We start from the raw sequence: 20,316 nt of genomic DNA, 5'->3' as shown, positions 1-20,316 counted from the left end.
GAGATCGCGAAGCAAATGATCGAGGGGGTCTGGGGGAAATCATTTCCCCCAGCGGGTCCAGGGCGGAGCCCTGGCCGCCGGAGGCCACCCGAGATGTGAGGACGCCACATGCTGCTCGACGCCGACAACATCTACTACCGTCAACTCAACAAGCAGATCCGCGAGCTTGTCGCCCAGGGCGAGACCGAGTTCGAGATCATCAACGTGCGCGGCCAGCGCTACATCGCCGACGGCCTCATCGGCGACCTCAAGTTCAAGGTGCACGGCGTGCCCGGCCAGGACATGGCCGCCTTCATGCGCGGGCCCACCATCCGCGTGGAGGGCAACGCCCAGGACGGCGTGGGCAACACCATGGACGACGGCCTGGTGGTCATCGACGGCATGGCCGGCGACGTGGTGGGCTACGCCATGCGCGGCGGCAAGGTGCTCATCAAGGGCGACGTGGGCTACCGCGTGGGCATCCACATGAAGGCCTACAAGGAGAAGTTCCCCGTTCTGGTCGTGGGCGGCAAGGCCGGCGACTTCCTGGGCGAGTACATGGCCGGGGGCGCCATCATCCTGCTGGGCATGTTCACCGGCAAGCCCGACGCGCCCATCTGCGGCCGCTCCCTGGGAACCGGCATGCACGGCGGCGTCATCTACGTGCGCGGCGAGGTCCCTGTGGAGCAGCTTGGCCCCCACCTCAAGACCGAGGCCGTGGACGAAGAGGACATGAAGCTCATCACCGCGAACCTCAAGCAGTTCTGCGATGAATTCGGGGTTGACTTAAACACCGTTTTGGCTGAACCCTTCCAACGCGTGAAACCGTTTTCCCACCGCCCGTACGGCAACCTCTACGTTGCCTGCTAAGGGGCCGGAAAGCGTAACCCATCACCGGAGGAATCAATGTTTCTGACCAGCGTGGCATACGCCATGGGCCAGCCGCCCGCAGCGGGCGCCGAAGGCCCCGGCGGGGGGCTCATGTCCTTCCTTCCGCTCGTCCTGATGTTCGTCATCTTCTACTTCCTGCTGATCCGTCCCCAGCAGAAGAAGCAGAAGGAAGCGCGCGAGATGCTCAAGAACCTCAAGCGCGGCGACAGGATCATGACCGGCGGCGGCATCTATGGCCGCATCGAGTCCCTCACCGACGAACTGGTGAACGTTGAAATTGCGTCGGGCGTCGTCATCACCGTCAACCGCAACTTCGTGTCCGGCCTGGCCGACATGAAGCCCGCCGCGGACAAGGGTGAGAAGAAGAACGACAAGAAAGCCGTCAAAGCTGAAGAAAAAAAGGAAGACAAGCAGGCTGAAACCAAATAAGCCTGTTCTGCCTCACTTTTCGACTATCTGCGAGGGGGAAACCGGGGGTTTCCCCTTTTCGCGCTGCAAGGAGCGTGCATGTCCAGCCTGTCCTGGCGCTTGATCGTGGTGACCTTGGCGACCGTATTCGGATTGGCCTTCACCCTGCCGTCCATCGAAGCGGTCCGTCAGTCCCCTCTGGGGTCCATTCTGCCCTCCAACCAGGTGAGCCTCGGCCTTGACCTCAAGGGCGGCATCCACCTGACCCTCGGCGTCGATGTCGACAAGGCCGTGGCCAACGCCCTGGCCCAGGGCGGCCAGGACATCAAGTCCTTCGCCCAGGAGAAGGAGATCGCCATCATCCGCCAGAACCTGGTGGACAACAAGCGCCTTGAGTTCGTGCTGGCCTCGCCGGACAAGAAGGCCGCCTTCGACGAGATGCTCAAGAAGCAGTTCGGCGGCATGACGGTGGAGCGCACCGACACCGTGGACGACGGCAAGATCAAGTACACCATGGGCTTCACTACGGAATACCGCAAGAACCTGGTCTCCCTCACCGTGGACCAGGCCGTGAAGACCATCCGCAACCGCATCGACCAGTTCGGCGTGGCCGAGCCCGACATCCGCAAGCAGGCCGGGGATCGCATCCAGATCCAGCTGCCCGGCCTCAAGGATCCGGACCGCGCCATCGCCCTGGTGGGCAAGACCGCGCATCTTGAATTCAAGATCGTGGACGACTCCGCCGACGTGGCCAAGGCCGAAAAAGGCCAGCTGCCCCCGGGCCGCGAGCTCATCATGGAGCGCATCACCAACCGTGACGGCACCCCGGTGGACCGCCCGCTGGTGGTCAAGTCCGAGGCGGTGCTCACCGGCGAGCACATCGCCGACGCCCGCGTCAACTTCGACCAGAACAACAACCAGCCCTACGTGAGCCTGAACTTCACCCCGCGCGGCGCCAAGATCTTCGAACGCGTCACCGGCGACAACCTGAAGAAGCGCATGGCCATCATCCTGGACGGCAAGGCCTACTCCGCCCCCGTCATCCAGGACCGCATCGCGGGCGGCCGCGCCACCATCACCGGCCGCTACACCGAGACCGAAGCCCGCGACCTGGCCGTGGTGCTGCGCGCCGGCGCCCTGCCCGCGCCCGTCAACGTGCTGGAGCAGCGCACGGTCGGCCCCTCCCTGGGCCAGGAATCCATCGACAACGGCGTGATGAGCATCAGCGTGGCCTGCGGGGCCATCGCCCTGTTCATGCTGGTATACTACAGCTTCTCCGGCGTGGTGGCCAACATCGCCCTGGTGCTCAACGTGTTCCTGATCACGTCCGGGCTGGCGCTCTTCGGCGCCACCCTGACCCTGCCGGGCATCGCGGGCATCATCCTGACCATGGCCATGTCCGTGGACGCCAACATCATCATCTTCGAGCGCATCCGAGAGGAGATACGCCTGGGCCTGCCGCCCAAGGCCTCCATCAAGGAGGGCTTCCAGCGCGGCGCCCTGACCATCCTGGACGCCAACGCCACCACGGCCATCGCGGCCATCGTGCTCTACGAGTTCGGCACCGGCCCCATCCGCGGCTTCGCAGTGACCCTGCTGTTGGGCATCGTGGCCTCCATGTTCACGGCCATCTTTGTCAGCCGCACGCTGATGGAGCTGTGGGTGAGCGGGCACAAGGCCGAGACCAAGCTGTCGATCTAGTGCGGCGAGCAGCCGGAGGGCGAAGCCCTTTGGAATAAGCGAATGAAAAAGGCGCGGTCCGCAGGGACCGCGCCTTTTTACGTCGATGGCGCGGGCGGCTAGTTCACCCGGTAATGGCAACCCAGGCTCCTGGTGTTGCGCATGGCCGACAGCGTGATGATGTAGGCCGCCTGGCAGCCGTGGAACAGGTCGATGATGGGCTTGGAGAGCGGGGTCTCCCGGTAGAAGTCGTGCAGGTGGACGTTGAGGTCCCGCAGATCCTCGAAGGCGCGCTTGAGGCGCGAGGCCGTGCGGTGGATGCCCACGTAGTTCCACATGGTGGACTTGATGGTGGACCAGTCCTGGTTGATGAGGGCCGGGTCCTCGTTGCGGTCGTTGCCGGGGCTGACCCAGTCCGGGATGGAGTCGCAGAGCTTGCGCGTGACCACCGGCTTGGAGCCGAAGCGCGAGCCGATGTACCCGCCCGCGCTCACGCCCCAGACCACGCACTCCAGGAGCGAGGTGGAGGCCATGCGGTTGGCCCCGTGCAGGCCCGTGCAGCTGCACTCGCCCACGGCGTAGAGCCGGTCCACGGTGGTGCGCCCGTGCACGTCCACCAGCACGCCGCCGCAGGAGTAATGCTCCGCGGGAACCACGGGAATGGGCTGTTTTGAGATGTCGATGCCGATCTCGGCGCACTTCTTGGCGATGCCGGGGAAGCGCCGGGCCACGTCCTTCACGTTGTTGGCCGCGTCCAGGTAGACGCAATCCTCGCCGGATTTCAGCAACTCGTCCATGATGGCCCTGGTCACGATGTCGCGCGGGGCCAGGTCCGCCCGGGTGTCGTAGTTGGCCATGAAGGCTTCGCCCTTGGCGTTGACCAGCCTGCCGCCTTCGCCGCGCATGGCCTCGGTGATGAGGAAGCGCCGCTCCGCTCGGTGGTAGAGCGAGGTGGGGTGGAACTGGATGTACTCCATGTTCATGAAGCGCGCGCCGCAGCGGTAGGCCATGGCCACGGCCGAGCCCACGCAGGCCTTGGTGTTGGTGGAGTGCAGGTAGACCTGCCCCACGCCGCCCGTGGCCAGCACGGTGTAGTCCGCCAGGATGGTCTCCACCACGTCGGACACCGCGTTGTAGACGTAGGCCCCCAGGCACTGGTTCACCAGGTGGTACTTGTACTCCAGCAGGGTGGCGTGGTGGTGCGAGGTGAGCACGTCCACGGCGGTGCGGTGGGTGAGCACCTTGATGTTGGGGTGCTTCTCCACGGCGGCCACCATGTGCTTCATGATGGAATAGCCCGTGGAGTCCGCGCAGTGCAGGATGCGCGGGATGCTGTGCCCGCCCTCCTTGGTGAGGTGGTACTGCCCGTCTTCGCGCAGTTCGAAGGGCACGCCCAGGCGGTCGATGAGCAGGTCCCGCACGATGGAGGGGCCTTTGCGGGCCAGGAAGCGCACGGCCAGCAGGTGGTTCACGTTCCAGCCGCAGTTCAGGATGTCCTGCTCGAGCAGGGCGGGGCTGTCGTCAGGCGAGGAGTAGACGATGCCGCCCTGAGCCAGGGAGGAGTTGCCGTCGGTGAGCTTGTCCCCGGCGCAGAGCAGGAGCACTTCGCGCCCCTGGTCGGCCAGGGTCAGGGCGGTGGCGCATCCGGCCGCGCCGGAGCCGATCACCAGCACCTGGGTCTTCATCCTGTAGTGGTACATGGCCCGTTCCTTATCGTCCCGCCTGAACCTCTGTGACGGGCAGAAGTTCCCGGAGGTGTTTCGGGTCCAGCGCGGCCAGGGCGCCGCGCTTCCCGGCGTTGATGTAGATGACGTCCAGGCCGAAGATGCTCTTTTCCGCGTACACGGGCAACTTCTTGCGCGTGCCGAATGGCGAGATGCCGCCCACCTGGTAGCCGGTGTGGCGCTGGGCGGCCTCCTGCGAGCAGGGGGTCACGGTCTTCACGCCCAGGCAGCGGGCCAGCTCCTTCAAGGAGACCTCGCGGTCGCCGTGCATGAGAACCAGGAAGGGGCGTTTGGCCTCGTCCTCGAAAACCAGGGTCTTGACGACGGCGTGCTCGGGCACGCCCAGCTCCTGTGCGGCGCGCTCGGTGCCGCCGTGGTCCACGTAGTCGTAGGGCCGCACCTTGAAGGGCACCTTGGCGGCGGCCAGCGCGCGCGTGGCCGGGGTGACGGGGGGCTTTGAACTCACTGAAAAATCCTCAGGCGTGGCGCGAAGCCGGGCCAGCGCACACCTCCAGCATGCGCGTGAGCGCCAGGCGGGCCGGGGGTATCAGGGCCTCGTCCACCTCCACGCGGGGGGCGGCGTCCAGGTTTTCGATCAAGGCGGCCAGGTTGGGCTCCGTGACCTTCTCCATGTTGGAGCAGGTGGAGTAGAGCAGGGGGCGCACGTCCTTGACGCCCTTGTACTGGTCGGCCAGGCGGTTCACCAGGTTCCACTCCGTGCCCACGTAGATCACCGAGCCTTCGGGCGCTTCGGCCACGTACTTGATGATGAAGGATGTGGAGCCGCAGGCGTCGGCCAGGGCCACGGTGTTGGGGTGGCACTCGGGGTGCACCACCACCTTGCAGCCCGGGGATTCCGCCCGCGCCTTGCGGATGGACTCGGGCTTGAAGCGTGAGTGGATCACGCACTGGCCGGGCCAGAGCAGCAGCTTGGCCTGGCGGGCCTTCTCCAGCATGATGGCCTTGCCGTGCTCGCGGATGTCCAGGATGTGGCGCTGCTCCTTGGGCAGGCCCACCCAGTCGGCGGAGTTGAGGCCCAGGCGCACGTCCGGCAGGAAGAGCGTGTGCGGCCCCTGCTCGAGCGCCCACTCCAGCATGACCTTGGCGTTGGCCGAGGTGCACACGGAGCCGCCGCGCTCGCCCACCAGGGCTTTCACCGCCGCCGAGGAGTTCACGTAGGTCAGCGGCGTCACGCGGAGCCCTCCGGCCGCCAGGATGTCCATCACGTCCCGGGCCAGCCAGGCCGGGGCCATGTCCGACATGACGCAGCGGGAGTTCATCTCCGGGATGAAGACCTTCTGCCCGGGCTTGGCCAGGATGGCGGCCGTCTCGGCCATGAAGAACACCCCGCAGAACACGATGTATTCGGCGTCCAGGTCCGGTATGCGCCGGGAGAGCTCCAGGGAGTCGCCCGTGTGGTCCGCGTGGCGGGCCACCGCGTCGGACATGTAGTGGTGGGCCAGGATGACCAGGCGCTTGCCCAGGCGCTGCCGGGCGGCCTCGATGATCTCGGAGTGGTTCGGGGCGGTCATGGTGTCTGCTCCAATGCGGCCAGCTGCATGCTGAAGTCCGCGTAGGGTGCGGAGTGGGTGATGCGGCCCACGGAGACGAAGTCCGCGCCCAGCGCGGCCAGCTCCGGCAGGCGGTCCAGGTCCACCCCGCCGCTGATTTCGGTTTCGATGCCCTGGGGAATCAGGGCCAGGGCCTCGCGCATCTGCTCCGGGGTCATGTTGTCGAGCATGATGCGCTCGGGGCGCTCGGCCACGGCCTGGAGCACTTCCTCAAGGCTGCGGCACTCCACCTCCAGCGGCGGGCGGCCCTGGGGGAAGGCCCGGCGCACGGCGGCCACCGCCTGGGGGATGCCCCCGGCGCGGTCGATGTGGTTGTCCTTGAGCATGAGCATCTCGGCCAGGTCGCGCCGGTGGTTCAGGCCGCCGCCCATGAGCACGGCGTACTTTTCGGGGTAGCGCAGGCCCGGCAGGGTCTTGCGGGTGTCCAGCAGGCGCGTGCGCGAGCCCGCCAGGGCCGCGACGTAGCGGGCCGTGAGGTTGGCGATGCCCGAGAGGTGGCAGAGAAAGTTGAGGATGACCCGCTCGGCCTTGAGCAGGCCGGCGGCGGGAGCGGTGATGACGGCGGCCACGGTCCCGGCGGGGATTCGCTGGCCGTCCTGTGCGCGGTAGTCGCGCCGGGCCGAATCCAGAATGCCCATGCGATCAAGCACGATGTCCGCGATGGGCATGCCAGCCACCAGGGTGTCCTCCTTGGCCACGATGCGCGCCGCGAGAAGGTCCGTGGGGGCGAACACGGCCTGGGCGGTCAGGTCCGGGCCGTCCTCCTCCAGGGCCAGGTCCACGGCCCGCAACAGGTACTCGCGGGCGGGGCCGGTGAAGTATGCGTGGAAGGTGGTGGTCATCCTGGGAGAACTAGCACGAATGGCTGCGATGATGAAGGGGAGTGAAAGTGTGCACAAGCGGAATACGCGACAACATGATCGGGTGCGTCAGTGCGGGAGGAGGGCTACCCCGGCATCACCGTGAGGAACGGCCGCAATTCGGGCTGCACCACGCCGGCCTGAACGGCCGGGTCCTCGTCGAAGAAGCGGCGGGCTTCCTCCTCGGACTCCGCGCGGAAGACCATGACGCCGTAGGCCCCGTCCGGGCAGACCCCCAGCAGCACCACGCGCCCCTGGGCGGCCAGGGCGTGGCAGTGCGCCCCGTGCGCCTCCATGACGGCCTGCTCCTCGGGGGTCATGGTCGCGATGAAGTTCTCCCGCTTGGCCTTGAAAAGCATCAGAAAAGTCTGCGTGTCCGCCATGAATCAGCGCCTCCGGCGCGGGATAGTTGCAACGTTCAGCCCCATCGGATGAGCCCCAAGCCCTTCGCCAGGAGGGCGGAATCCGCCGGTTATTTCCTCTTGAGCCCCTTGAGCCGCGCGGCCAGCTTGGGCTCCGCGCCCTGGTCCTTCTCCTGGTAGAAGCGCACGCCGGAGAGCTCCGGGGGCATGTATTCCTGCTCCACCCAGGCCCCGGGGTAGGCGTGGGGGTACTTGTAGCCCTCGCCGAAGCCCCATTGCCGCTGCAGCTTGGCCGAGGGGTTGCGCAGGTGCATGGGCACGGGCAGCGCGCCGTGGGCCTGCACCTCCTTGCGGGCGGCCAGGTAGGCCGCGTAGCTGGAATTGCTCTTGGGAGCCAGGGCCAGGTACACCGTGGTCTCGGCCATGGGGATGAAGCCCTCGGGCATGCCCACCATCTCCACGGCGTGCTGGCAGGCCACGGCCAGGGGCAGGGCCTGGGGGTCGGCCAGGCCCACGTCCTCCGAGGCGGAGAGGATCAGCCTGCGGGTGACGAAACGCGGGTCCTCCCCGGATTCGAGCATGCAGGCCAGGTAGTAGAGCGCGGCGTCCACGTCGGAGCCCCGGATGGATTTGATGAAGGCCGAGGCCAGCTCGTAGTGCTGGTCCGCGTCGCGGTCCCCGCGCATGACCTGCTCGGGCAGGTTCTGGCGCAGCTCGGCCGGGGCGCGCTTCTCCTGCGGCAACTGGGCCGCGTATTCCAGCAGGTTCAGGAAGGTGCGGGCGTCCCCGCCGGACATGGCGGCCAGCAGCTCCTGGCTTTCGCGGGGCAGGTCCTCCATGTGCAGGGCCGTGAGGCCGCGCTGGCCCACCTGGAGCATCTCCGAGTGGGAGAGGGCGCGCAGGCGCATGACGTGCAGCCGGGAGAGGAGCTGTTTGGTCACAGAGAAGGAGGGGTTCTCCGTGGTGGTTGCCAGCAGGGTGATGTCGCCGTGTTCGAGCAGGGGCAGGAAGAAGTCCTGCTGGGCCTTGGAGAAGCGGTGCAGTTCGTCGAGGATCAGGATCTCCTTGCCCTCGATCTTCTGGCGCAGGGTGGCCAGCCCGGCCTCCGGGGCGCTGACGCGCACGTAGGGCACGCCCTTGGCCTTGGCCAGCAACAGCGCAAGGGTGGACTTTCCACAGCCCGGCGGGCCGTAAAGCAGCAGGCTCGGCAGGCGGGCGGCCTTGAGCATGGTCTGGAGGCGGGTGATCACATGGCCCTGGCCCGTGAATTCCTCGAACGTCTCCGGGCGGATGGCGTGTGCGAGAGGCGGCATGGGGGCAGCCTACCTCCAGGCGGCGGTATTGTCACCCCCGCCGGTTTCGCCGCCCCCATCCTCGCTTGCAGCCCACCAGGCCAGGCCCAGGCACATGAGCGCCGCCGTCTCCCAGCGTAGCGGGCGCGGCCCCAGGGTCACGGCCTCGAAACCGGCCCCGGTGAACAGATCGGCCTCAGCCTGGGTCAGCCCGCCCTCGGGGCCGAGCACGAAGATGCTGTCGCCCTGCGCGGCCAGATCCTCGCGGGTCAGGCCCCGGCGAAGCTCGGGCGATTCCCAGAGCAGCCATCGTCTATTGAATCCGGCCGCGCGCGCTGCCAATCCTGCCGCCCCGCCAGGGACCATCTCGATCTCCGGCAGCCAGGGGTTGCCGCACTGCTTGGCCCCGGCCACGAGCTGGGCCTGCCAGGTCTCCTTGGGCTGGGAGGGCATTGCGCCCTGGGTGCGAGCGGCCTCCCAGAAGAGGATGCCAGCCGCGCCGAGCTCCACGGCCTTTTCGATCAGCCAGCCGCGCCGGCTGGATTTGTTCCAGCCCAGGGCCAGCCAGCAGCGCGAGGCCGAGGCGGGGGCCTCACGCTCGGAGAGCAGTTTCAGCGTGACGCCGCCTTTGACCGCCTCCACCTCGAACAGCCCTTCGCGGCCCCGGCCGTCGAAGCAGCGCACACGAGCGCCGGGGCCAAGGCGCAGCACTTTGGAGAGGTGTTTGGCCTCGTCGCCGGGCAGTCGGAAGGGCGGTTCCCAGCTTTCGGGAGGCAGGAAGAAGGTGTCCAGTCTGGGCATGGTGCGCCGGGTGGTTGTGTAGGTTCTGGTTGGCGGATTTTTGGGCGCGCCGGGTTTCCGCCTGGTCCCTTGCTGCGCCGGAAAGGCCGATATATTTGAAGAATATCAGCCTTTCGTCGCAGCAAGGGACCAGGCGGAAACAAAACGATTCACAGCGCCTATGCGGCGAAACCGGAATTCACGTTTCCGGCCCTCGGGAATGCCGTTCAGGCTCCGGCCATATTGTCGCGCTTCGCCGCGAAGCAGCCGCCGGGGTCCGGGGGGAGGCTCTCCCCCCGGCGGGGTTCGGGGCGGTGCCCCGTTGCTCTCGTAATTCCTATCCGTTCAATTTCTTCCTGGCGGTGCCGCCCTGGTAGAAGGGCAGGTCAACCTTCCTGGCGGGCAGCTCGACCTTGGCGGTCTTGACCACGAATTCGGCGGCGTCGGCGGCCTCGGCCTTCACGTAGGCCAGGGCGACGCTGTGGCCCAGGGAGGGCGAGAAGGAGCCGCTGGTCACCACGCCCACGACCTCGCCGCCGGGCAGGGCCACCACGTCGTGATGGCGGGCGCTGCGGCGGCCCTCGATGGAGAGCGCGATGAGCTTCTCGGGGGCGTCCAGGGCGCGGGGCTTGCCCACGTACTCCGCCGTGGAGGTCAGCATCCCCGCGTAACCGGCGGCCCCGGGGGTGTGCTTGGTGTCCAGGTCCTGCCCGTAGAGGGGGTAGCCCATCTCCAGGCGCAGGGTGTCGCGCGCGCCCAGCCCGGCGGGCAGCACGTCGGGGTCGGCGGCCAGGGCCTCCCAAAGGTCGCCCGCGCTGGAAGCGGGCAGGTAGAACTCGTAGCCCAGCTCGCCGGTGTAGCCGGTGCGGCTGACGATGATCTCCACCTCGCCGAAGGCCGTCTTAACGAAGCTGAAATAACCGAGCTTCTCCCACTCGCCGGGCAGCAGGCCCTTGAGCACCTCGAGGGACGCCGGGCCCTGCAGGTCGATCTTGGCGGTCTGCTCGGAGATGTTGGTGAACTCGAGCCCCGCGGGCAGGCGGGAGGCGATGGTGGCGAAGTCGGAATCGATGCAGGCCCCGTTGACCACCAGCATGAACTCGTCCTCGGCGATGCGGTAGACGATCAGGTCGTCCAGCACGCCGCCCTCGGGGTTCAGCAGGAAGCCGTAGCGGCACTTGCCCGGGGCCAGGGTGTCCAGGTTCTGGGTCACGGCCTTGGCCAGGGCGTCCTTGGCTCCGGGGCCCTTGAGCGAGAACTCGCCCATGTGGCAGATGTCGAAGATGCAGGCCTTGGAGCGGCAATGCTGGTGCTCGGCGATGATGCCGGAATACTGCACGGGCATTTCCCAGCCCGCGAAGGGGACCATCTTGGCTCCGTGGGCTTTGTGCCAGGCATTGAGCGGGGTGACGAACAGATTTTCCACGCTGGGCTCCGTCGGTTAGAGGGTAAGCATGTTCTGGGGCCTGGGCGGCTCGGTGCGCAGCTTGCGGATGCGCCCGAACTCGTCCACCAGGGAGACGAGGCGGCCGTACATCTTCTTGATCTGCAGCCCGTACTCCGAAAGGTCCTCGTCCTTGCGGTTGACGAAGTTCTTGTGGAGGTAGCGGTCCTGCAGGATGGTCTCGGCCATTTTGATGACCCGGTCCACCAGCTCGTCGAAATAGTTGACCATCTCGAACTTGAGGTCCGAGACGATGCCCGTGAAGGCCGTGAGCATGGCCAGGTAGGAGAGCTTCTGCCCCCGGTGCTGGCGCAGCAGCAGATCCTCCAGGATCTTCACTTTGCGGGCCTGCTGTATGTAGCTGTATTTGCTCCATACTTCCTGGTGAAGAGCGCGCATGGGCGTGAAGCGGTCGTAGTTGTCGGGCGAGAGCAGGTAGCCGTCGAGCACCTTGACCACGTTGGCGTAAAAATCTTCGGAGTAACTGATGATCCTGCGTTGGTGCTTGGTGAGCCAGCTGTGCAGGAACTTGAGGCGCTTCTCGTCAGTGTCCGTGCCCTGCACGATCTCGTGGCGCTTGAACACCACGCGGCCGTGGTATTCGCCGCGCACGATGTCGTTCAAACGCAGGAACATGGAGTAGGAATCCTTGATGATGTTGAGCCCGGAGGTGGCCACGCCCGTGAGCGGGTGGATGACCTCCTGGCGCACCACGGAGAGGGCGCGGTCCTGCCGGACGTTGTCGGGGTCGTACTTGTGCTGGTTGTAGACCACCCGCAGGATCACCACGCGCTTCTCCGGGTCCACGAAGTAGCCGCCGTCTCCCAGGAGCTTCACCGTGTCCTTGAAGTGCTCGTGCACGCTCACCAGGGCCAGCTTCTCCACCCGGGGGTAGTGCTTGGCGTCGGGGTGGGAGTACATGGTGGTGATGGTCCTGTCGGATTGGCCCAGCACGCGCACCATGAAATTTTCGCCCGAGCGGGAGAGGCGGCGGGCGAACATGGCCGCAGAGGTGCGCCGCTCCGAGACGATGGGGAAGCCGTAGAGCTCCATGAGGAACTGGTACACGAAGAGGCGGTTGGCCTCGTACTTGGCGTCGTCCCCGGCGCTGAACTTGCCGATGCGCAGCCCGAACTGCTTGAGCTCCGTGTCCAGGTAGGAGGGGAACGAGCTGTACACCCCGGCCAGGTGGAAGCGCCCCTTGGAGGTGTGCGAGAGCACGTGGGCGCGCTCCATGTTCAGCAGGGTGGGCAGGAGCTCCATGTAGCTGGAGAGGGAGGTGATGTCCGTGCCGGCGAACTGCTGGCGCAGCCTGTCCTGATCCTGCCGGGGGATGCGCATGGTCAGGGAGTTGAGGTTGGAGGCCGCCAGACGCTCGGCCACTGCCGCGCCTCTGCTCCCGGGGCCGTGGAGGTCGTCGGGGGAGTGCAGGATGTCGTACTGGAAGACCTCCTGGAAATAGGAGAGCTGCCTGGGCAGCACCACCATGGAGAAGCCCGGAAGCTCCTTGTATTCGAAGATGTCCACCTCGAAGGAGGGCAGCAGCTCGCGGTTCTCCACCAGGGGGTAGTTGGGCAGGGTGAAATAGGGCTGGAGCAGGGCGTACTTGGCGTGCGCCAGGTCGAGGAAGTCCTTGAGGGCCAGCAGGTCGCCGTCCTTGAGGGAGCGTGCGCGCGCGGCAAGGCCGCGTCCGCCCGGGAGCTTGCTGAAGGCGTTTTCCCAACTCAAGAACATGCGATCTCTCCGCCGCGCGGTTCTTCCGGTCAGGCGGGACGCCAGTGGCGACCGCTTGCGGCTTTCCAAACGCGGCTGTTTGCGCTACTCACCGAGAACGGACGCCGCCCGGATCACCCGGAGCGCCGTCCCATCCTAAAGTTTTTTATTAGAAGTGCATTTCCCTCGCTCTGTCAAGGTAGGAAAACCCTGCTCGCGAGGGCCAACGGAGCCCAAGATCATGAGCACAGGCTGCGAACGCCAGCAATCCGGCAATATGGCCGACTGTCCCTGCACCTACTCCAGCTGCCCCAGGCTCGGCAACTGCTGCCAGTGCGTGGCCCACCACCGCGCCAAGGACCAGCTCCCCGCCTGCTACTTCACCAAGGAGCAGGAAGCCACCTACAACCGCTCCATCGCTTATTTCATGGAATGCCGCCAAGGCTGACATGGCCCGCCTTGACGTTTTCTCGCGCGTGCTGCAGCTGGTCTGCAACGTGTTCGACAGTTATTCCGCAGTGCTCTTCCTGCCCGACCAGGGCGGGGAGGGCTGCCGCCTTGCCGCGTCCTTCAGCCTGGGCGACGGCGTGCGCCAGGGCATGACCCTGGCCCCGGGCCAGGGCCTGGTGGGCTGGATCGTCAGGGAGCGCAAGCCCCTGCTGGTGGGCAACTTCGACCAGAAGCGCGGCGTGCTGGGCTATTATTCCGGCAAGGGCGAGGCCGAGATCAGGGCCTTCCTGGGCGTTCCGCTGGAAGGTGTCACCGGCGCGCTCTGCCTCGATTCAAAGAAGGTGCACAGCTTCGGCGACAAGGACCAGAAGATCCTGGGCGAGTTCGCCCGGCTGGTCTCGGCCCTGTACCTGGAGCGCGACTCCCTGGCCGAGGGCCACGCCGAGGCCAGGATCTGCCAGTGCCTGCGCCAGCTCACCGACCTGCCACGCATGCACCCCAAGTGGCACGCCTATCTGGGCGAGCTGCTGGACCAGGTTTCGCGCGCCACTGGCTTCAGCCACTGCTTCCTGGCCGTGCGCGACGACCCCTCCTGCTGCTTCTCCGTGGAGGGCGTGAGCAAGGTGCTCTTCTCACCCAGCCAGCCCGCCCCGGCGGGCTTTCCCCTGGGCGGGGGCATGATCGGCTGGGTGTTCAAGAACGACGCGCCCGTCTATTCGCAGGAGGCCGACACAACGGCCCTGCGCCTGTTCGGGGCGCAGGCCAGCGCGCCGGTTTTCAAAACTGTCATCTGCCAGCCGGTGCGCTTTTCGCGCCGCACCCGCGCCGTGCTGGTGCTCGCCAGCCAGGAGACCGCCACCCTTGGCGATCTCCACAAGGACTTCGCCCGCGCCGTGGCCGACCAGCTGGCCATGTTCCTCGAAAACCTGCACCTCAAGGCCCGGCTCGCCCGCCACAAGGCATAGACTTTTTTCCTGCCTGCCCGTAGACAGAAGCAATTGTTCCGTAATTCAACCATCTCGCGAGCGGGCTGCACATGATATTCGACAGGCTCTTCCGTTTTCTGGGCAAGGACTTGGCCATGGACCTGGGCACGGCCAACACCCTGCTGTACTCCCCTTCCGAAGGCATCGTGCTCAACGAGCCCTCCGTGGTGGCCATCGAGTCGCGCACGGGCCAACTGGTGGCCGTGGGCAAGGAGGCCAAGGAGTTCCTGGGCCGCACCCCCGAGCGCATCCGCGCCATCCGCCCCATGAAGGACGGCGTCATCGCCGACTTCGAGATCACCAAGGAGATGATCGCCTTCTTCATCCGCAAGGTGATCTCCGGCTTCAGGCTGGCCAAGCCCAAGATCGTCATCTGCGTGCCCACCGGGATCACCCAGGTGGAGAAGCGCGCCGTGATCGAGAGCGCCCAGCAGGCCGGAGCCCGCGAAGTGCGCCTGGTGGAGGAGCCCATGGCCGCCGCCATCGGCGCGGGCCTGCCCATCGAGGAGCCCGTGGGCAACATGGTGGTGGATATCGGCGGCGGCACCACCGAGGTGGCCGTGATCTCCCTCTCCGCCGTGGCCTACGCCGAGAGCGTGCGCGTGGCCGGCGACGAGCTCAACGAGGCCATCCAGCGCTACATGCAGGACCAGTTCCAGCTGCTCATCGGCGAGAACATGGCCGAACAGATCAAGATCCGCGTGGGCAGCGCCTACGAGCTACCCGAGCCTCTCACCATGGAGGTCGCGGGCAAGAACATGGTTACAGGCACGCCCGGCATGGTGGAGGTCACGGATTCGCACATCCGCGAGGCCATCAAGGAGCCGGTGAGCGTCATCGTGGGCGCCGTGCGCAAGGCCCTGGAGAAGACCCCGCCCGAGCTCGTGGCGGACATCGCCTCCCGCGGGCTGCTGCTGGCCGGTGGCGGGTCGCTCTTGCGCGGGCTGGACAAGCTGATTTCAGACAGCACCCGCCTGCACGTCATGCTCGACGACGACCCCCTGACCACCGTGGTGCGCGGCACCGGCAAGACCATCGAGCACCGCGGCCACTACGACCAGGTGTTCATCAACTAGCATGGCGGATTTCGAGCTGACGCCCGGCCTGACCGAGGCGGCCCTGGAGGCCGTGCGCCAGGCCGGCGAGATCATCCTGCGCCAGTGGAGCAAGCCCAGCGAAATCCGGCGCAAAGGCCCCATCGACCTGGTCACGGAGACGGACGTGGCCGTTGAGGAAGCCCTCAAGCTGAGCCTCGCACGCATCCTGCCCGGCTCCACCTTCCTGGCCGAGGAGTCCGCCGAGAGCCTCGACCCCGGCGAACTCTGCTGGATCATCGACCCCGTGGACGGCACCACCAACTTCGCCCACCGCGTGCCCTTCGTGGCCACCTCCGTGGCCCTGTGGCAGGGCGGGCGCACGGTGCTGGGCATCGTCAACGTGCCCGCCATGAACGAGTGCTTCCACGCCGTTCTGGGCGGCGGGGCCTTCCTCAACGGCGAGCCTGTCCGGGTTTCCGGCGTGGAGCATCTGGAAGACTCGCTGATCGCCACCGGGTTCCCCTACACCGTCCGGGAGGACATCCGGCCCCTGATGGACAACCTGGAGAACATGCTCGTGAGCACCCAGGGCGTGCGCAGGCCCGGCGCGGCCTCCATCGACCTGGCCTACACGGCGGCCGGGCGCTTCGACGCCTTCTACGAGACCGGGCTGAAACCCTGGGACACCGCCGCCGGCTGGCTGCTGGTGACCGAAGCGGGCGGGCGCGTGAGCACGTTCGACGCCTCGCGCCCCTACTGGCTGCGCTCGCGCTCCATCCTGGCCTCCAACGGCCTGGTGCACGGGGCCGTGGCCGCGCTCCTGCGCGAGGACTAACAGCCTGCCCAAAATCCTCGCTGGCTGCGTTGCTTCGGAAAAGTCAAACCCTCACGTATGCCAAATACGCTTCGGCCTTGACTTTTCCTCGCGCCTTGCCAGCGAGTTTTTGGATCAGGCTGCGAAATCCGGCTTACGCAGGGGTTGTTAACTCTTCTGCGTTCCCACTTCCCGCTCCTTTTCTGGAAACAACACCCCCTCCTTCAAGGCGTAGACCACCCAGGGCGCGAACAGCTCGCGGTGTTCGTCCGCCAGCGCGGAAAGCTCCTCGCGGCTGACCAGCAGCAGCTCCTCGTCGTTCTCGTCGCAGCGCAGGGGGCAGCGGAACACGCTCAGGGCTTCGAAATCCGTGTCTTCGCCGGCCTTCAGGGAGGAGTGGGGGGTCAGCGCGCCCAGCCCCTGGGGGAAACGGCGCTCCGCCAGCCTGCGCGCCGCGTCCGAGGCGGCCTCGCCCGGGCGGATGTGCCCGCGCGCCGGGAGCTCCCAGCGGCCGGGGTAGAGCGGCTCGGTGAGGGCGCGCCGGGTGAGCGCCAGCCTGCCGCCCTGGTCGAACAGGAGCGCCAGCACGGCCCTGTGCGGCAAGGACTGGCGGTGCGCCTCCGTGGCGGAGAGCACGGCCAGGGGCTTGCCCTCCCGGTCCAGCACCTCGACCATCTCCGTTTCCGGGGATTGGTGTTTCCTGTCGGTTTCCATTATGTCCTTCGTGTGCGTTCCGGCGTGGCTTGGCGCGATCTTGCGCGCTGTGGATACGCCGGGAGCGCTTTCGATCAACGCGCCCTCATCCGGGCGAAAAACGGAGCCAGACCATGCCCGATACCGGCGGCCCGGGCGCGCCGCGCCCGAAGCCCGGCCCCAAGCCCAAAGTCCAGCGCTTCGGCAAGGCGGACATACCCGCTGTCGTCGAGCTGGAAAAGCAGTGTTTTTCCGTGCCCTGGTCCCGCAAGCAGTACGAGGCCGTGGTGGACAACCAGCGCTTCCACGTGTTCGGGCTCGTGGAGCAGGGGGCCGTCATCGCCTACATCACCTTCTTCGCGGACGACTGGGAGATGGAGGTCCTCAACATCGCGGTCCATCCCGAGCGCAGGCGCAGAGGATTGGGCCAGCATCTGCTGGGTCACGTCTTGCAACTTTGCCGTGGAATGGGCATAAACCGGGGGTATTTGGAAGTCCGGCGGTCCAACGTCGCCGCGCAGGGCCTGTATGCCGCCTTCGGCTTCGAGGAAGTGGGCGTCCGCAAGCGCTACTACCCCGACAACAAGGAGGACGCCCTGGTCATGCGGCTGGATATGGACCCGGAAACCTCTCCCGACTCATGATCCACGGGTCCGGCGCGGCCGGGCCCGGCCGACCCACGATTCCGCTGGAAAAGGAGCGCTCAATGCCCATGCGTTTTTTGGACGAGATGGATATCTCCGGCAAACGCCTGCTGATCCGGGTGGATTACAACGTCCCGCTCAAGGACGGCGTCATCACCGACGACACCCGTATCACCGCCAGCCTGCCCACCCTTGAGCTGGCCCTCTCCAAGGGCGCGTCGCTGGTGCTCTGCTCGCACCTGGGCAAGGCCAAGGGCGCGTTCGACCCCAAATTCTCCCTGGCTCCCGCGGCCAAGCGCCTGAGCGAGCTGCTGGGCCGCCCCGTGGCCTTCGCGCCGGACTGCGTGGGCCCAGAGGCCGAGAAGATGGCCGCCGCGCTGAAGCCCGGCGAGGTGCTCATGCTCGAGAACCTGCGCTTCCACACCGGGGAGGAGAAGGGCGACCCGGCCTTCGCCGCCGAGCTGGCAAAGCTGGGCGAGATTTACGTCAACGACGCCTTCGGCACGGCCCACCGCCCGCACGCCTCGGTCTCCGGGGTTCCGGCGGTCATGGCGGCCTGCTGCGGCGGCCTGCTGCTCAAGAAGGAGTGGGAGTTCCTGGGCAAGGCCCTGGAAGCCCCCACGCGGCCTTACGTGGCCGTCACGGGCGGGGCCAAGGTCTCCTCCAAGCTGGCGGTTCTCAAACACCTGCTGGGCAAGGTGGACAGCCTCATCATCGGCGGGGCCATGGCCAACACCTTCCTCAAGGCCCAGGGCCTTGGCGTGGGCAAGTCGTTGGTGGAAGACGACCTCCTGGACGAGGCCCGCAGCATCCTGGCCGCGGCGGTGGAGAAAAGCGTGCGCATCGCCCTGCCCGTGGATTTCGTGATCTCCATGGATGCGGGCAAGCCCCTGGGCGAGATGACTTCCGCCGGGGTCTGCGACGCCACGGCGGTGCCTGCCGAGGCCGTGGCCCTGGACGTCGGACCCAAAACCGGCGCGCTCTTCGCCGAGGTTCTTGCCCCGGCCAAGACCGTGGTCTGGAACGGCCCCATGGGCGCGTTCGAAAACCCGGCCTTCGCCGCCGGAACCATGGCCGTGGCCAAGGTGCTTGCCGGGCTCGACGCCGTGACCGTGATCGGCGGCGGAGACACGGACGCCGCCGTGCACGCCTCCGGCTTGGCCTCGAAAATGAGCTTCATCTCCACCGGAGGCGGCGCTTCCCTTGAATTCATGGAAGGCAAGGAGCTGCCCGCCTTCAAGGCCCTGAGGGAGTACGGAAAATGAAAAAGCTGATGGCTGCCAACTGGAAGATGTACAAGCTGCGCGAAGAGGCCAAGCTCACCGCCGAGGGCCTGGTCAAGGCCGTGAAAGACTCCCTGCCGCAGGACCGAGAGGTGCTGATCCTCCCGCCGTTCACGGCTCTGCGCTCCGTGCGCAAGGCCATCAAGAAGGCCCCTGGGTTCGCCCTGGGCGGCCAGAACTTCTTCCCCTCCATGCAGGGGGCCTTCACCGGGGAGATCGCCCCGGACATGCTCCTGGACATGGGCTGCACGTACGCCCTGGCGGGCCACTCCGAGCGCAGGCACATCATGGGCGAAGCCGACGAGTTCGTGGGCCAGAAGGTCACCTTCGGCCTGGAGCGCGGCCTGAGCATGATCCTGTGCGTGGGCGAGACCATCGACGAGCGCAAGGAGGGCCGCCTTGAGGAGGTCGTGCGCCGCCAGATGGATACGGGCCTGGCGGGCGTGCCCGCCGACGTGGCCCCCGAGCGCCTCACCGTGGCCTACGAGCCCGTGTGGGCCATCGGCACCGGCCTGACCGCAGGGCCAAAGGAGATTGTTGAGGCGCACGGACTGGTGCGCTCCATATTGCAGGACAAATTCGGGGCCAAAGCCCTGGAGATGCGCTTGCAGTACGGTGGATCGGTGAAGCCCGAGAACGCTTCGGAAATATTGTCTCTTGACAATGTTGACGGAGTATTGGTAGGAGGCTCCTCCCTGAGCGCGGAAAGCTTCTCGCGGATCGTGACTGCCTAGAAGCGCTTCGAACCCGGGGACACGCTCGAAAGCCGCATTGGAGATTACGTTGGAAACTCTTATCGCAACAGTACACGTCATCGCCTGCGTCCTGCTGGTCGTGCTGGTGTTGCTCCAGTCCGGCAAGGAAGGCATGGGCGTCATCTTCGGCGGCGGCAGCGGCTCCGTGTTCGGCAGCTCCGGCGCGGGCGGGCTCCTGGTGAAGCTCACCGCCGGCCTTGCGGCGCTGTTCCTCATCACCTCGCTGGCCTACAACGTGGCCACCGGCGTGGACAGGAAGCCCAGCGCCTCCTCCGTGATGGACACCGCCCCGGCCGAGCAGAAGGCCGCTCCGGCCGAGAACAAGAAGCCCGGGCAGCAGAACCTCTTCGAGGAGCAGAAGGCCCCGGCCGAACAGAAGCAGTAATTGTCGAGAATGCCGAAGTGGTGGAAATGGTAGACACACCATCTTGAGGGGGTGGCGGGCGAAAGCCCATAGGGGTTCGAGTCCCCTCTTCGGCACCATCCATATGTCCAGGGGCGGCCATACAAAGCCGCAAACCTTGGAAGTCATTGAGAGCCCGGGCGAGAAATCGTCCGGGTTCTTGCGTTTCAACTTCCCCATTCAGAACCGAGCCCAAGGCTCGTCTTCCACGTTTTACCCTGCGCGCCGCCACGGGTTTTCCCGCGATATTCGCGTGTGAGGCCTTCGTGGCCCGCGCCAGGCCGGTAATCCTCCCCTTTTTAGGCTGTCTGAAAAGTAGGGCTATGCAGCCGTTCTCAGTTTCTGCCTCGGAGTGATGCCGCCGATGCCCATGTTGGGCCGTTCGTTGTTGTAAGTCCAGAGCCACTTGGTGGCGTAGTCCCTGACCTCCTCGATATTTTCAAACAGGTGCTGTCCCAGCCAGTCATAGCGCACGGTGCGGTTGTAGCGTTCCACGTAGGCGTTTTGCTGCGGTTTGCCAGGCTGAATGTAGTCGATGCGTATTCTG

General features: G+C 66.4%; 22 protein-coding genes and 1 tRNA gene. 12 read left to right on the top strand and 11 right to left on the bottom strand.

Annotated features, from left to right (window positions below):
* Nucleotides 1-108: 108 nt before the first annotated feature.
* The 3 genes from MLE27_RS06035 to secD all read left to right on the top strand — a co-directional run bounded on the left by MLE27_RS06035 (nt 109) and on the right by secD (nt 2,979).
* Nucleotides 109-849, top strand: a complete 741-nt coding sequence (locus MLE27_RS06035; RefSeq protein WP_243311120.1) for a GltB/FmdC/FwdC-like GXGXG domain-containing protein — start codon at nt 109-111, stop codon at nt 847-849.
* Nucleotides 850-885: 36 nt separating this feature from the next.
* Nucleotides 886-1,299 carry a preprotein translocase subunit YajC gene (gene yajC, locus MLE27_RS06030; RefSeq protein WP_243311111.1) on the top strand — a complete coding sequence of 138 codons (414 nt, stop codon included), beginning with the start codon at nt 886-888 and terminating at the stop codon, nt 1,297-1,299.
* A gap of 78 nt (nt 1,300-1,377) precedes the next feature.
* Nucleotides 1,378-2,979, top strand: a complete 1,602-nt coding sequence (gene secD, locus MLE27_RS06025) for a protein translocase subunit SecD (protein WP_243311109.1) — start codon at nt 1,378-1,380, stop codon at nt 2,977-2,979.
* Nucleotides 2,980-3,077: 98 nt separating this feature from the next.
* Here the strand turns inward: secD and nadB are convergent, their stop codons facing one another.
* The 9 genes from nadB to MLE27_RS05980 form a co-directional block, all read right to left on the bottom strand.
* Complete coding sequence (gene nadB, locus MLE27_RS06020) at nt 3,078-4,658, bottom strand: L-aspartate oxidase (RefSeq protein WP_243311107.1); 1,581 nt, start codon at nt 4,656-4,658, stop codon at nt 3,078-3,080.
* 10 nt (nt 4,659-4,668) lie between these two features.
* Nucleotides 4,669-5,148: an aminoacyl-tRNA deacylase gene (locus MLE27_RS06015; RefSeq protein WP_243311105.1), complete on the bottom strand. Its 480-nt coding sequence runs from the start codon at nt 5,146-5,148 to the stop codon at nt 4,669-4,671.
* 10 nt (nt 5,149-5,158) lie between these two features.
* The gene (gene nadA / locus MLE27_RS06010) at nt 5,159-6,214 is read right to left on the bottom strand and encodes a quinolinate synthase NadA (protein ID WP_243311103.1); all 1,056 of its coding nucleotides are present in this window, start codon (nt 6,212-6,214) and stop codon (nt 5,159-5,161) included.
* On the bottom strand, nt 6,211-7,095 hold the full coding sequence (gene nadC, locus MLE27_RS06005; RefSeq protein WP_243311102.1) for a carboxylating nicotinate-nucleotide diphosphorylase: 885 nt from the start codon (nt 7,093-7,095) through the stop codon (nt 6,211-6,213). Before nadC ends, nadA begins: the two co-directional genes overlap by 4 nt.
* A gap of 104 nt (nt 7,096-7,199) precedes the next feature.
* Nucleotides 7,200-7,496 carry a YciI family protein gene (locus MLE27_RS06000; protein WP_243311100.1) on the bottom strand — a complete coding sequence of 99 codons (297 nt, stop codon included), beginning with the start codon at nt 7,494-7,496 and terminating at the stop codon, nt 7,200-7,202.
* 89 nt (nt 7,497-7,585) lie between these two features.
* Nucleotides 7,586-8,788, bottom strand: a complete 1,203-nt coding sequence (locus tag MLE27_RS05995; protein ID WP_243311097.1) for a replication-associated recombination protein A — start codon at nt 8,786-8,788, stop codon at nt 7,586-7,588.
* A gap of 9 nt (nt 8,789-8,797) precedes the next feature.
* A complete protein-coding gene (locus MLE27_RS05990) occupies nt 8,798-9,568 on the bottom strand; it encodes a 16S rRNA (uracil(1498)-N(3))-methyltransferase (RefSeq protein ID WP_243311095.1) in 771 nt (256 codons plus the stop codon).
* Between the two features lie 316 nt (nt 9,569-9,884).
* Complete coding sequence (gene gcvT, locus MLE27_RS05985) at nt 9,885-10,973, bottom strand: glycine cleavage system aminomethyltransferase GcvT (RefSeq protein ID WP_243311093.1); 1,089 nt, start codon at nt 10,971-10,973, stop codon at nt 9,885-9,887.
* A gap of 15 nt (nt 10,974-10,988) precedes the next feature.
* Nucleotides 10,989-12,725 (bottom strand): hypothetical protein, encoded by a 1,737-nt coding sequence (locus MLE27_RS05980; RefSeq protein ID WP_243311091.1) that lies wholly within the window; start codon nt 12,723-12,725, stop codon nt 10,989-10,991.
* 220 nt (nt 12,726-12,945) lie between these two features.
* On the opposite strand from MLE27_RS05980, the gene MLE27_RS05975 reads away from it, so the two are divergent.
* The 4 genes from MLE27_RS05975 to MLE27_RS05960 all read left to right on the top strand — a co-directional run bounded on the left by MLE27_RS05975 (nt 12,946) and on the right by MLE27_RS05960 (nt 16,012).
* On the top strand, nt 12,946-13,152 hold the full coding sequence (locus MLE27_RS05975; RefSeq protein ID WP_243311089.1) for a DUF6485 family protein: 207 nt from the start codon (nt 12,946-12,948) through the stop codon (nt 13,150-13,152).
* Nucleotide 13,153: 1 nt separating this feature from the next.
* Nucleotides 13,154-14,119 carry a GAF domain-containing protein gene (locus MLE27_RS05970; RefSeq protein ID WP_243311087.1) on the top strand — a complete coding sequence of 322 codons (966 nt, stop codon included), beginning with the start codon at nt 13,154-13,156 and terminating at the stop codon, nt 14,117-14,119.
* Between the two features lie 71 nt (nt 14,120-14,190).
* The gene (gene mreB, locus MLE27_RS05965; RefSeq protein WP_243311086.1) at nt 14,191-15,216 is read left to right on the top strand and encodes a rod shape-determining protein; all 1,026 of its coding nucleotides are present in this window, start codon (nt 14,191-14,193) and stop codon (nt 15,214-15,216) included.
* A 1-nt stretch (nt 15,217) separates the two neighbouring features.
* Nucleotides 15,218-16,012, top strand: coding sequence for an inositol monophosphatase family protein (locus MLE27_RS05960; protein WP_243311084.1), 795 nt, complete (start codon nt 15,218-15,220; stop codon nt 16,010-16,012).
* A 147-nt stretch (nt 16,013-16,159) separates the two neighbouring features.
* On the opposite strand, the gene MLE27_RS05955 is transcribed toward MLE27_RS05960, so the two are convergent.
* Complete coding sequence (locus MLE27_RS05955; RefSeq protein WP_243311083.1) at nt 16,160-16,705, bottom strand: NUDIX domain-containing protein; 546 nt, start codon at nt 16,703-16,705, stop codon at nt 16,160-16,162.
* A 113-nt stretch (nt 16,706-16,818) separates the two neighbouring features.
* On the opposite strand from MLE27_RS05955, the gene rimI reads away from it, so the two are divergent.
* The 5 genes from rimI (at nt 16,819) to MLE27_RS05930 (ending at nt 19,849) form a co-directional block, all read left to right on the top strand.
* Entirely contained in the window at nt 16,819-17,328 is a 510-nt protein-coding gene (gene rimI / locus MLE27_RS05950; protein WP_243311080.1) for a ribosomal protein S18-alanine N-acetyltransferase, read from the top strand.
* Nucleotides 17,329-17,390: 62 nt separating this feature from the next.
* Nucleotides 17,391-18,593 carry a phosphoglycerate kinase gene (locus tag MLE27_RS05945; protein ID WP_243311079.1) on the top strand — a complete coding sequence of 401 codons (1,203 nt, stop codon included), beginning with the start codon at nt 17,391-17,393 and terminating at the stop codon, nt 18,591-18,593.
* Nucleotides 18,590-19,345: a triose-phosphate isomerase gene (gene tpiA / locus MLE27_RS05940; RefSeq protein ID WP_243311078.1), complete on the top strand. Its 756-nt coding sequence runs from the start codon at nt 18,590-18,592 to the stop codon at nt 19,343-19,345. Before MLE27_RS05945 ends, tpiA begins: the two co-directional genes overlap by 4 nt.
* 49 nt (nt 19,346-19,394) lie before the next feature.
* Nucleotides 19,395-19,751, top strand: a complete 357-nt coding sequence (gene secG / locus MLE27_RS05935) for a preprotein translocase subunit SecG (protein ID WP_243311077.1) — start codon at nt 19,395-19,397, stop codon at nt 19,749-19,751.
* Nucleotides 19,752-19,762: 11 nt separating this feature from the next.
* Nucleotides 19,763-19,849, top strand: a tRNA-Leu gene (locus MLE27_RS05930).
* A 241-nt stretch (nt 19,850-20,090) separates the two neighbouring features.
* Here MLE27_RS05930 and MLE27_RS05925 read toward each other — a convergent pair.
* The coding region (locus tag MLE27_RS05925) for an integrase core domain-containing protein (protein WP_243311076.1) at nt 20,091-20,316 on the bottom strand (226 nt) is incomplete at its 5' end.

The organism is Fundidesulfovibrio agrisoli (assembly GCF_022808715.1).
GTDB lineage: Bacteria > Desulfobacterota > Desulfovibrionia > Desulfovibrionales > Desulfovibrionaceae > Fundidesulfovibrio > Fundidesulfovibrio agrisoli.
This window is presented reverse-complemented; position numbering and strand designations above follow the sequence as displayed.